Here is a 12,306-nt window from a genome sequence, read left to right on the forward strand (position 1 = left end):
CCGACCATGCATAGGCCTTTGCCGCGCCTCTGGTGCGTGATCCAAAGCGGGCGCTCCAGACGGCAGATTTTCCATCAATCCCGGTAACTTCCATGGTTGGCTGCGATTCTTCCAGATACCCCTGGGCATCGGGTGCCCAAAGATGGGCCTGAATGTACATATTCTGAAAAGCTATGCGTCCGGTCTCTGTTACGGTGGGCTTCGGCGTCGGGGAAGGCACAGGACCCTGGGTGCCAGCCGTTTTTTTGGAGGAACAGCCGGTGAGTGCCGCAACCACGACCACAATCACCACCAGCCCCAGCTTGAGCAGTTTCATCAACAAAATGAGAACCTCGCGAGAATAAAATTGTATGCGTAAATATTAAGAAAGTATTAAAAGGTATATTAAATCATGCTGGAAGAACTGTATGCATTCTGAGTGCGAAACCGTGCGTGCGGCGATTGAACGGGCAACAGCGGGCATGAGTACCGATGAATTGGTCTGGCATCCGGAAGGGAAGTGGTCTTCAGCCGAGGTCCTCGAGCACCTCGCGCTGTCCTACTCCGGAACAGCAAAAGGAATGCGCAGGGTTTTGCAGAGCGATGCACCCAACGTTCGTCCGGCGACGCTGAAAGAGCGTCTTTCCGTTCTCGTGTTGGTCGGATTGGGATACTTCCCGGAAGGACGCAAAGCGCCTAAACAGGTTACGCCGCGCGGCGCTAATCCCGAGCACATTCTGAACCAGATTCAAGCCAACCTGTGCGAAATGGATAAGGTAATCAGTGATTGCGAGCAGCGCTTCGGAGCCAAGGCCATTGTTTTGGCGCATCCGGTGTTAGGGCCGATTAATTTGTGCCAGTGGCGGAAGTTTCACCGGATCCATTGTCTGCACCACATGAAGCAGATTCAAGCTTTGCGCGCACGGATACAGGGGAAAAATTAATCGCGCGCGGAGGCAGGAACGCCGGATTTGCGGGCTTCTTCTTGCATGTCTAAGAGCTTTTGTTTGGCGTCGTCTACTGCCTTTTGCTTGGCGGCAATCTGTTCCTGGTACTGGCGGTCTTGTTCGGCGTATTTGGCATTATTACCCAGGCGAGTGCCTAGGTCAGCGGCGTTGACCGAGGCGTTGATCTTGCTCTCGCGCTGCAGTACGTTGAGTTCACGTTCCAAGCGGGAGATTTCCTCTTTCTGCTGCGTAATCTTGCCGGTCCAGTCGCCATTAATCTTCTTTTGCTCGTCATTGGAAGGCACGGCAGACTTCTCTTTATTGGCGTCACTCGAAGCGGATTGGTCTGAGGCGGCTTGATCGGAAGTTGGGGGCGGGCCAACCGTGTTGACAATAGCCTTGCCTGGCAAATTATCGTTATCGTAGACACGTTCGCCGGGTGCAGGAGCAGGCTTGTGACGGCGTGCCAGGCGCGCTACCTCCCCGAGGGAGGGCTGGTTCTGAGCAACGATAGCCGGCGCCAGCAACAACATCAGAATTGAACCTGCAAGCAGTAAAAGCAAATTGCGTTTCATGAAATTCACCCTGTCCGCAGCAATGGCCGCAGGATATCTATTTTACTGTCGAAATGGCCTAAATTCACCGCAATTCTGGTTGGAAGCCAGAGGGTCAATGGGTGCCGTTCGAGAGGCCAATGTACCGTGGGAGGGGCCCCTCAATAGTAAATTCCGTAGAGCCTCATATACCAGCGAACCATAGTGTCTCCGTAGAAAAGCATCAGCAGCCCTACGCTGCCCAGAAAAGAGCCAAACGGTATCTCATATTGCCGGTAAAGCAGCGAAGCCGATCGCCAGGCCCGCTGGCGCGCGATTGCGGCAGGCTCTTTACCGCGCTGCAGACGGCGGCGTAGGCGCTTCCGCCAAACCACGAGCATGATGGTGAGCCCGAAGACCGCGCCTGACATGGCTGCCAGGAAAATGATGAGAATTGTCATGCGCATGCCGAGAAAGCTGCCAATCATCGCCATCAGCTTGACGTCGCCAAAGCCCATGCCTTCAATGCCCTTCCATTTCAAGTACACAAAGCCGGCGCCATAGATGAAGGCCGCCCCCAGGGCCGCTCCCATGAAGGAATCCAGCAACGAGGCCAGACGCCAGGAAACTTCAGGGGAAATTCCACGCCACAGGGAAAGAGGCAGCATCTGCGAGAAAAAGTTATCCACCGGTACAAGCAAAGAAAACCCGAGTCCCAGGGCAAGGCCCGGGAGCGTGAGACCATCGGGCAGCAGATGACAATCGGCGTCGGTAAGAATCAATCCGGTGAGAAGAAAAGACAGAACGCAGGCCTTGGCGGTTTCCAGCGTGAATCCAAAGTGCAGGAAGCTTGCTGTAAAGAGCGCGGCCGTCAGCAATTCAACAATTGCATAACGCGGTGAGATGGCGGCTTTGCAGTCCCGGCAACGTCCTCGGAGCAAAATCCAGCTCAGGACCGGGATATTGTCGTAAGCGCGAATGGCCGCCTTGCATTGCGGACAGGCCGAACGCGGCTTTACGACCGAAAGACCCTGCGGCATGCGATAGATGCATACATTGAGGAAGCTGCCGAAGATCAGCCCGAGAAAAAATAATCCGAGAATGATGATGGGGGTGAATTGCTGCCAGTCCGCTGCGGTCACGCTTTAAGTCTGCCCTTCCAAATTGGATGGAACGCAAGTGATTATAACGTCTTTACGCTGAAGGCTTCGCAGCCAAAACAAGGCTTTCTACTCTCGCAAAAAATTCGCGCGCGCGAGCACTCACCCAGCCCAAAAAAATAGGGGACGCAAACTTTGCGTCCCCGGAGGGGCTATTGAGCAAAAAAGTCGTTTACTGGACAGGTTGCCGTCTTACGCTGGCAACCGGAGTTACTGTAACTGGGCTTGCCAGCCGGAAATCCAGGCGTGTTTCCGAGGGCAGTTTTATTGCCTCTCCATGCGTGGCTGCCTGCACACCGGTTCCTGCGGCTCCGCCTGCACCGGCGCCAATGGCTGCACCCTTACCGCCGCCAATCAATCCGCCGATCAGTGCGCCCACTGCTGCACCGCCGCCAATGGTTTCAGCACTACGTGTCCCGCGCCCCGCCCCCTTCTTCGCCCATTGGTTCGTGGCGATGTCATAAGATTTGCCGCCGACCGTGATACGCGTCAATTCAAGCGCCAGGTTCGAGCTGCCCGAGAAGTGAGTAGAAGGCTTCGCGTCTACGATGCGGCCTTCAATGTCCGCGCCGGCAGGAACAGCAACCCGGCCGTCATCTCCCACGAGTGGGGTTTCGAGGGAAGCACGGAAAGTTTCCCCGGTTTTATTCGACTCTGAGCTGAGAGGATCAATCAGGCTCACCGCGAGCATCGTACCCTCAGCTACCGTGACCGGCTGCGGTGGTGGCGGAGGCGTATAGGCCGGCGCCGACGTGCTTGCCGTATTCGTAGTGTTCGGCGTGGATGACCCGGAATTGGAGGTATCAGTATATGCGCTGTCGGGCCGGGGCTTGCTCGGAGACCGATGGCGCAACCGCGTAGGGCTTGTGCCCGGATTTGAAGACGTCGTATCCGCCGGCGGATTCACGGAGGCGGCGGGGTTGTCGCTCATGGGTGTCACAGGCGGTTGGTTCGCCGCCGAGAGCACCTGAATGTTGTTGACTACGGTCTTTACACCCTGGACCTGGCCGGCATCGTTCGCTGCCGCCGTACGCTCCATATCGCTATTGGCGGTTCCGGAGAGTGTTACCACGCCGTGGTCTGAGGTAACGCCGAGCTGTTTGTTGGGGACATTGGCGTCCGCGTTAATCTTGCTTTGCACATCGCTGGCGACTTGCGCGTCGCTGCGGGTGCCAAAACGGTCGCAGCCTGTTAGCAGTGCCAGCAATACAATCGCGCTCATGGGATAAAGGAATATTTTTGCCTTCATAAAATCGCTCCCTCGTCGTCGGTTAAAGTCCGGTTAAAATCGTGGCGCAGACTATTTAGATGCAATGCAGCGGTTTTTGATTGCCTTGCTCTGCGGCCTTTTTGGGCTGATTCTCCAACTATCTGACTGGCAATGGTTTACTTCGGTTTACTGCAAATTGCAAGTTTTTTTGGATGTCAGCAATAAAAAAAGTGAACTGGTCACTGGCTCGGTTCTGTGTTAAAACGTTCTCTTACGATTCATGTCTATTAATGTAAAACGCGGCACTTTCGATCCGGAAGACGGCAGCTTCCAGTACGAGCTGCAATTCAAGCCGGTGGTGGATGACGATGAAATCCACTCCAGCGTGGCCGTGGAAGTGGCTTTTTCCGTCTCAGAAAACGGAGAGCTTGCCGATCTCACGTTCATGGTGCCCAAGTCCGTTCGCAACGACCAGGCTATGAAGTTTTTGCGCCAGGAACAGAACGCCAGCTACGTGGATTCGCGCATGTTTATCGTTCTGCCGGGAACCAATGGTGATACCGTGCTGCGCGCCCCCGCTCAACTCGAGTTGGATGCCGCCGGCAGAATTGTCTCCCTGAAAATTAACTAAGCGTTTAGTATTCTTCTCCTTCAGCTTTGTTCGAGGAGTCTCGCCTTTTTTAGATTTCACAAAATCTGTTTTTAAAATTGCTGATTTCGCTTTATGAGTGAACAAGATAAAAATCACGTTTCAGAGCGAACCTTTGAAACGGTTTTTGTGGATGAGAATCCCGAGGTTGTGAATGCGCTTGCTGTGTCTTTTGGGCGGAAGTGGCCAGGAGCTGTTCGATTTACCATTGGGAATATTCTTGCCGCTGAACCGGGAGTGATCGTGTCACCGACAAACTGTTACGGTGACATGGGCGCGGGCTTGGACCTGCAACTTCGGACTTGGTATACGTCCCTTGAGAGTCGGCTGCAGCAATACATCCTTTTACGTCCATCAAGGAGATTGCCCATCGGAGCCGTAGTGTGGATTGAAAAAGGAGATAGTAATCATCCAGCAGTAATTTTTTCTCCGACCTTTCGCACTGCGCAAGACTTGGCCAGCCCCAACCGAGTCTATCGAGCGGCATTTGCGATATTCAGTTCGGTCAGGGCCTATAACGGTGCGACACTCAATGAGCCGGTTCGCAGGATACTAATGCCAGGCTTGGGAACAGGCGTTGGTGGGCTTGATGTAGCTCTAGCTGCCAACAAAATACGCCAAGCGTACCACCGCGGCCTCGCCTTCCCGCCGCATGAGCTAGAAGCACCCACTGTAATTAGATCTTAAGTAATAAGATTCCACACCAGCGAACTGCATCAGACATTTGCCTCCTGCCGCACGCGCTGCAGGTCTTTCACCTCTCCAATGACAATGAGAATCATTCCTTTTTCGATAGTGAGCGAATCCGGCGGATTAACGTGGTAATTGCTGTCGGCTGCGCTGGCAGGCCGTTTGACCGCCATGGGCAGCAGATTGTAAGCGGTACGTAAATCGAGCTGGCCGAGCGTCTTTCCTACCCACGCTGAGGCGCCACCCACCTCAACTTCTTCCACGCGCAGCGTGCGCGACTGCTCTTTGAGCATCAGATCAAGAAAGCTGACCACATTGGGCCGCAGCATCTCGCTCGCCATGCGCAACCCGCCGATATGATTCGGAGAGACCGTGGAATTCGCCCCAGCCTTCAGCATCTTGTCTGAAAATTTAGGATCGGTGCAGCGCGCCACAACGCGGATCTTAGGATTCATCTGCCGCACCATGACAATAATGACCAGGTTGTCCTTATCGGCGGAGAGCGCCACAATCAGCCCGCGCGCCCGGCCAACGCCGGCCTCAGTCAGTACATCGTCATCGGTGGCATCGCCGATGATGTAAAGCAGGTTGGCCATGTCCAGGGCTTTGTGCTCGCGCAACCGCTGAATATTTTCCTCGTGCATCTCGATCACCACGAACGGCGTGCCCGATTTCTGGAGCTCCTCCACGGCATGCCGGCCGGTGGTGCCCAGGCCGCAAACCACGTAATGGTCTTTGAGTTCGCTGATTTTCTTGTGCATTCTGCGTCTCCAGAAAATGTTGGTGATCTCGCCCTCCACCAGGAAGGCGGTTACCGAGGAAAACACGTACACCGTGATCGTCACCCCCACCAGCACCACGAACATATTAAAAATTCGCAGCAGGGGGTTATGGCTGGTGTCTACAATCTCCCCATAACCCACGCCGGCGAGCGTAATCACCGCCATGTACAGGGCCTGTAAGAAGGTGACGTTAGGACCGCCCAGCCAGAGATATCCCGTCACGCTGAGCGTGGTGACCACAACCAACAAGATCACTGCATATAAAAGCCTGCGCCTGAGTTCCATCGATAGAGTATTCCTGGGTGGGAAATACCGGCGATTGTAGCACGGAAGGGAAGGATTCGAAGTCCGTGCGAATCGAAGGGAATAGCTCAGTTTCCGGTAAGCGGACCGATGATTGGTTGCTTTGGAACAATCGCTCTGCTGAGAGCGTATATTGCAAATATGCGAATCCGCTTCAGTCTAGCTCTCTTACTATGGGTATTTCTTGTGTGTGACCTCACCCGCGCGAGTGACCTCGCCGTAGTTGGAGCAAAGATTTATCCTTCGCCGGCGGAACGGCCAATCGAAAATGGCACAATCCTTATACACGACGGCCACATTCTTGCCGTCGGGCCCAGCGCTACCGTCAAAATCCCGCGCCAGGCGGAAGTCATTGACTGCAAGGGCTTGGTTGTGACCGCAGGTTTCTGGAACAGCCATGTACATATCCTTACGCCGGGGCTGCTCCATGCAGAAAAGCTTTCGCCGGAGAAGATTGATTCGCAACTCCAGGAGATGCTCACGCGCTGGGGATTTACTACGGTCTTTGACATCGCGTCTTTGCTGGACAACACGACTCTCATCCGCCGTCGTATAGAAAGCGGCGAAGTGAAAGGGCCGAGGATTCTCACCGTCGGGGAGCCGTTCTGGATGAAAGGTGGAACGCCCATTTACGTCAGGGGGTTCCTCGAAGCCAATCACATCAACATTCCCGAAGTCGAATCCACCAGGCAAGCGACGGAGCGAGTGCGCCGGCAAATCCGCGACGGCGCCGACGGCATCAAGATTTTTGCAAATTCCATCGAGCAAGATGGCATCTTGACCATGCCTCTGGACCTGGCTCGTGCGATCGTCACCGAGTCTCACCGCGCCGGAAAACCTGTTTTTGCCCACGTGTCTAACGATCAAGGAATCGAAGTAGCCGTTCAGAGCGGGGTCGATATTCTTGCCCACACCACCCCGGCCGATGATCTCTGGAGTCCGGCTTTTGCCGAACGCCTGAAGGCGGCCAACATGGCTCTTACTCCCACGCTCACTTTGTGGGAAGTCGAATACAAGGGCAGCGACCCTGATGAACTCAAGAAAGGCATGGGCAAGGCAGCCCAACAACTAAAGGCTTTCTCTCAAGCAGGAGGGCAAATCCTGTTCGGCACTGACGTCGGCTATATCGAACGGTTCGACACTTCAGAAGAATACACGTGGATGTCCCGGGCTGGCATGAGTTTCCAGCAAATCCTTGCTTCGCTTACCACGAATCCTGCCCAGCGCTTCGGTGACTCGGCTCATAGTGGACGCATCGCGAAAGGGATGGATGGCGACCTCGTTGTTCTACAGGCGGATCCTGCGCAGGATGCCATAGCATTTTCCAAAGTGCGCTACACCATCCGAGGCGGGAACGTCATCTACTCGGAGAAGTGAAAATCCAAGAAGCCCCAAAATTATATTGGCGGTGGCCCAAACAACCGGGGTGGCCCACACAAGCGTAGAGCGCGTGTGGGGATTGTTATGCCCGCATGCTTCGGAGTTCCCACCGCTGGAAGTGTGGTAGCCTTGGTGCGTTTTGCAGAACGCGCTCGGTGTGTGAAATTCCGGCCGATTCACGCGTAACCATGACAGAAAGTTGAGGCGTAGCAGACCACGATGATGAAGCGACTTTCAAGCCTATTCAGCCTTCTCGTGCTAGCGCTAGCTCCCGCGATGGCACAGCAAGCTTCCCAACCCTTTAGGGATCCAGCTCTGCCGGCCGAGAAGAGGATCGACAACCTCCTTTCGCTCATGACGCTCGACGAAAAAATTGATTGTCTTGGAATCAGGACCGGAGTGCCTCGTCTCGGCGTTCCGAGTTTTGGCAACTCTGAAGGGATCCACGGTGTCGTTCAGCGAGGCGGTGGCAGAGCCGGACGTCCCGCCATCACCACAACGCAATTCCCGCAGCCGCCCGGCATGGGGGAGTCGTGGGATCCCGAGCTGGTACGTCAGGCTGGCGGCGTCGAAGGTTACGAGGCGCGGTTCATCACGCAGACCGAGAAGTACAATCGCCAGATGCTGATGCTGTGGGGACCGCAGGCCGATCTTGCACGAGATCCGCGTTGGGGCCGGAGCGAAGAGGTCTATGGCGAAGATCCGTTCTTCAACGGAACCATGGTTGTGGCCTTTGCCAAGGGGCTGCAGGGAGACGACCCCAAGTATTGGCAATCCGCGGCGCTGCTGAAGCACTTTCTCGCGAACAGTAATGAGAACTTCCGCACCAGCTCGTCTTCCGACTTCGACCAGCGCCTGTTCTGGGAATACTACTCGGTTCCGTTTCGCATGGGCTTTCTGGAGGGCGGGGCCAAGGGAGTAATGGCCTCGTATAACGCCTGGAACGGCACGCCGATGGCGATCAATCCGATTCTGAAGAGCATCGTCCAGAAACAGTGGGGCGTGGATGTGCTCTCCAGCGATGGTGGAGCTGTGAAGCAGCTTGTGACTTCACACAAGCGCTTTGCCAATCAGCAACAGGCTGTGGTGGCCTGCCTAAAAGCCGGGATCAATCAATTTCTTGACACTTATATTGAAGAGACCAAGGCAGCCGTTAAAGATGGATTGGTGACTGAAGCGGAGATCGACGATCTGCTTCGCCCGAAGTTCCGCATCACGTTGCGGTTGGGGCTGCTCGACCCGCGGGAAATGGTGCCATATTCGAACATCAAGGATTCGCCAGAGCCCTGGAACACAGAGAAGGATAAGGCCGTCTCGGAGAAGATGGCGCTGGAATCGGTGGTGCTGCTGAAGAATACGGATGCGTTTCTGCCGCTAAAGAAAGACTCTATCAAGTCGATCGCCGTCATTGGACCGCTTGCCGACTCAGTGCATTGGGATTGGTATGGCGGCACGCCTCCACATGCGATTACGCCGCTCGATGGAATCAGGAATGAAGTCGGCCCCGAAGTCAAGGTCAACTATGCTGCGGATGAGATCGGCAACGCTGCCGTGCATGCCGCTCAGTCGTCCGATGTGGCGGTTGTAGTGATTGGCAATGATCCCACCTGCGGTCCCGACATGGCGCACGATTGGCACACCTCCCCCGATGGCGGGAACACTTTTCCATGCACGGTGCCGAGCGACGGGCGCGAAGGACGCGATCGCGAGAGCATCACGCTCGCACAGGAACAACTCGTCAAGCAGGTGTATACGGTCAACCCGAAGACCGTGGTGATCCTGGTCTCCAGCTTCCCATTTGCCATCAACTGGACGCAGTCGAATATTCCGGCGATCCTGCACATGGCCCACTCCTCACAGGATGAAGGCACCGCACTTGCCAGGGTTCTCTTTGGGGATTACAACCCAGGTGGTCACCTGGTGACAACCTGGCCAAAGTCAATCGATCAGTTGCCTGCAATGATGGATTACGACATTCGCCACGGTCGCACCTACATGTACTTCAAGGGAGACCCGCTCTACCCATTCGGCTATGGCTTGAGCTATACCACCTTCAGCTACGCGAATCTGAAAACAAGCTCTGAGGAACTGGCGAGCGATGGCACGATTACGGTCAGCGTGGACGTGACCAACACGGGGAGCCGGACCGGAGATGAAGTAATACAGCTCTATGTGAAGCACCTCAAGTCCAGGGTGGAGCGCCCAGGCGAGGAACTCAAGGGGTTCCAGCGCGTGACCTTGAAGCCGAACGAGACCAGGACCGTACAAATTCCACTGAAGGCTTCAACACTCGCCTTCTGGGATGAGAAGCAGCTTCAGTTCAAGGTTGAAGCAGAGCCCGTGAAGTTGATGATTGGCAGCTCTTCCAAGGACATCAAACTGGATACTACTGTGCGCGTTCGGTAAGCGATCGCAGCTTTGTAATTTGTTACACTCTCGCCGTGGTGACTGCATTTGTACTGGCGGGCGGAAAAAGTACGCGCATGGGCGCCGACAAGGCCTTTCTCAAATTCGGAGACACGACCTTGCTGGAGCGCGCGGTCGGCGTTGCAAAATTGGTCGCCGACGCGGTTTACACTTGCGGCCCCCGAGAAAAATTTGGAGCTGAGGCCATAGAAGATATTTTTCCCGATTGCGGTCCCTTGGGCGGCATTCATGCCGCATTGCAGTCATCCCAATCTGAGTGGAACCTGGTTCTGGCCGTGGATTTGCCTTTTGTAGAAGCAGGTTTCCTGCGTTATCTGCTGCGCCAAGCCCAGCCTAAGACTGAAGGCGAAGTCGATTCGGTCCTGGCCGTCGTCCCTCGCGCCGCCCGCGGCTGGCAGCCGCTGTGCGCGCTTTATCGCAAAGCTTTTGCCGAAGCTGCGGAAAAGGCATTGCGTGAAAAGCGCTACAAGATAGACTCCTTGTTTGCCGAGGTACCGGTTCGCCCCGTGGAGGAGGCAGAAATCCTTCAGGCTGGATTTTCTCTGCGGATATTCGATAATCTAAATACGCCCCAGGACTTTAATTTAGCGCAACAGAGGCTCCCATGAAGCTGCGGCCGCAACCTTATGTCGAATTCAAGAACGTCACCAAGGCGTTCGGATCGCACGTGGTCCTCGATGACGTCAGCTTCGACGTGTTGCCGGGAGAGACGGTCTTCATCCTGGGACGCAGCGGCGTGGGTAAATCGGTCTCGCTGCACCACATCATGGGCTTCCTCAAACCCGACTCCGGTCGCGTCATCGTGGCCTACGAGGACATCACGGACTACACCGAACAAGAGATGGAATCCATCCGCAAAAAAGTCACCATGGTCTTTCAAAACGGTGCATTGTTCGATTCCCTCACCGTCGGCGAAAACGTGGCCTTCCCCCTGCGCGAGCGGGGCGATCTGGATGAAGAACAAACCTACCAGATCGTGGATGGCCTTCTGGAAATGGTGGGAGTAAAAGGCATGCGCGACCTGTTCCCCTCCGATCTTTCCACGGGCATGAAGCGGTCAGTGGCCATTGCCCGCGCCCTGGCGGCGCAGCCCGAGGCCATTCTCTACGATGAGCCCACGACCATGGTTGATCCCCTCATGGCGCAACTGCTGGGAGACCTGATCCAGAAGCTCAAATACCAGCTCAAGCTGACCAGCATCGTGGTCACACACGACATGCGCCTGGCCCAGAAGCTTGCTGACCGCGTTGTCTTTCTGCACGAAGGCAAAGCCATCTTCTTTGGGCCGCTCTCAGAGTGGGAGCACAGCTCGCATCCCGTGCTGCAGGAGTTCTTGAGGCTCGATGAACTCAAGCTGCCGGCATAACCGCAGCGGAAAAATTCTGTCCTGATTAAAAGCTGTCTGGCTCTGTTGGCATCCGTAGACAATTATCACTTTCTAAAGAATGTCATGTTCTAAAGAATGTCATGTGCTAAAGAATGTCATGCTGAGCGAGGGCGAATGCCCGAGTCGAAGCACCCCGAGAATGCCTCGTTTGTCTAGGCTGCATCAAGGCATTTCTACTAGGCTGCATCAAGGCATTTCTAGGAGGATCCTGGGCGAAGGGTCGTGTCCCCAGCCTTTGATGCGCGCTGTGCGCGCATCGGTGGGAGCCCCCGGCTTTAGCCGGGGGTAAAAGTTCGTAGAATTGTGGGCTTTAGCCCCGGGTTCTTTTGTGGGTAGCACATTATTTACGAAAGGGCATCAACCGCCTGAGGTTAAAAAAGCCATAATTGTTAAGGCAAAACCTGTTCTGCTGGGTTAGACTGATCCGCTTACCGACAGTTCAAATTCATTTCACCTGGGGTGCAAATATGGATATCGGGACTTTAATCGGATGGGGGGTTGTCATCCTTTTCCTCATCGGCACTTTTCTTAGCGGTCTTTACACCGTGGATACAGCCCAGGCCGCCGTGGTCCAGCGCTTCGGCAAGTTCGTGCGCGTTGCCGATCCAGGGTTGCATTTCAAGTTCCCCTGGATTGAGCTGGTTGCCGGCCGGGTCAACCTGCGCGTGCAACAGTTCAAAGTCGAGGTGGAAACCAAGACCATGGATAACGTCTTCGTTAAAGTCATGGTCTCGGTGCAATACCAGGTGATCCAGAGCAAGGTTTATGCGGCTTATTACAAGCTGCAATCCCCCGGCGACCAGATTACTTCCTATGTTTTCGACTCCGTACGCTCCAACGTTCCCAAAATGAACCTGGA

The 12,306-nt window shown here is 55.1% G+C and carries 13 protein-coding genes; 8 read left to right on the top strand and 5 right to left on the bottom strand.

What is annotated here, in order from left to right; translation table 11 throughout:
- A partial coding sequence (locus VK738_09175) for a hypothetical protein (protein ID HTD22812.1) occupies positions 1-316 on the bottom strand: 316 nt, incomplete at its 3' end.
- A gap of 91 nt (positions 317-407) precedes the next feature.
- Here VK738_09175 and VK738_09180 point away from each other — a divergent pair.
- Positions 408-923: a DUF1569 domain-containing protein gene (locus VK738_09180; protein HTD22813.1), complete on the top strand. Its 516-nt coding sequence runs from the start codon at positions 408-410 to the stop codon at positions 921-923.
- Here the strand turns inward: VK738_09180 and VK738_09185 are convergent.
- The 3 genes from VK738_09185 to VK738_09195 all read right to left on the bottom strand — a co-directional run bounded on the left by VK738_09185 (position 920) and on the right by VK738_09195 (position 3,868).
- Complete coding sequence (locus VK738_09185) at positions 920-1,501, bottom strand: hypothetical protein (protein ID HTD22814.1); 582 nt, start codon at positions 1,499-1,501, stop codon at positions 920-922. The genes VK738_09180 and VK738_09185 overlap by 4 nt on opposite strands.
- A gap of 140 nt (positions 1,502-1,641) precedes the next feature.
- Complete coding sequence (locus VK738_09190) at positions 1,642-2,601, bottom strand: prepilin peptidase (protein ID HTD22815.1); 960 nt, start codon at positions 2,599-2,601, stop codon at positions 1,642-1,644.
- Positions 2,602-2,791: 190 nt separating this feature from the next.
- Entirely contained in the window at positions 2,792-3,868 is a 1,077-nt protein-coding gene (locus VK738_09195; protein HTD22816.1) for a BON domain-containing protein, read from the bottom strand.
- A gap of 241 nt (positions 3,869-4,109) precedes the next feature.
- On the opposite strand from VK738_09195, the gene VK738_09200 reads away from it, so the two are divergent.
- On the top strand, positions 4,110-4,460 hold the full coding sequence (locus VK738_09200) for a hypothetical protein (protein ID HTD22817.1): 351 nt from the start codon (positions 4,110-4,112) through the stop codon (positions 4,458-4,460).
- Between the two features lie 93 nt (positions 4,461-4,553).
- Positions 4,554-5,165: a macro domain-containing protein gene (locus VK738_09205; GenBank protein ID HTD22818.1), complete on the top strand. Its 612-nt coding sequence runs from the start codon at positions 4,554-4,556 to the stop codon at positions 5,163-5,165.
- Between the two features lie 29 nt (positions 5,166-5,194).
- On the opposite strand, the gene VK738_09210 is transcribed toward VK738_09205, so the two are convergent.
- On the bottom strand, positions 5,195-6,235 hold the full coding sequence (locus VK738_09210; protein HTD22819.1) for a potassium channel protein: 1,041 nt from the start codon (positions 6,233-6,235) through the stop codon (positions 5,195-5,197).
- Positions 6,236-6,439: 204 nt separating this feature from the next.
- Here VK738_09210 and VK738_09215 point away from each other — a divergent pair, with 204 nt between their 5' ends.
- From VK738_09215 to VK738_09235, 5 genes are all read left to right on the top strand, one after another.
- On the top strand, positions 6,440-7,630 hold the full coding sequence (locus tag VK738_09215) for an amidohydrolase family protein (GenBank protein HTD22820.1): 1,191 nt from the start codon (positions 6,440-6,442) through the stop codon (positions 7,628-7,630).
- A 402-nt stretch (positions 7,631-8,032) separates the two neighbouring features.
- On the top strand, positions 8,033-10,039 hold the full coding sequence (locus tag VK738_09220; protein HTD22821.1) for a glycoside hydrolase family 3 C-terminal domain-containing protein: 2,007 nt from the start codon (positions 8,033-8,035) through the stop codon (positions 10,037-10,039).
- Positions 10,040-10,077: 38 nt separating this feature from the next.
- A complete protein-coding gene (locus VK738_09225) occupies positions 10,078-10,668 on the top strand; it encodes a molybdenum cofactor guanylyltransferase (protein ID HTD22822.1) in 591 nt (196 codons plus the stop codon).
- Positions 10,665-11,426 carry an ATP-binding cassette domain-containing protein gene (locus VK738_09230; GenBank protein ID HTD22823.1) on the top strand — a complete coding sequence of 254 codons (762 nt, stop codon included), beginning with the start codon at positions 10,665-10,667 and terminating at the stop codon, positions 11,424-11,426. Before VK738_09225 ends, VK738_09230 begins: the two co-directional genes overlap by 4 nt.
- A 488-nt stretch (positions 11,427-11,914) precedes the next feature.
- On the top strand, positions 11,915-12,306 hold a 392-nt coding region (locus tag VK738_09235), incomplete at its 3' end, for an SPFH domain-containing protein (protein ID HTD22824.1).

The sequence above is a fragment of the Terriglobales bacterium genome, from assembly GCA_035487355.1.
GTDB lineage: Bacteria > Acidobacteriota > Terriglobia > Terriglobales > Acidobacteriaceae > QIAW01.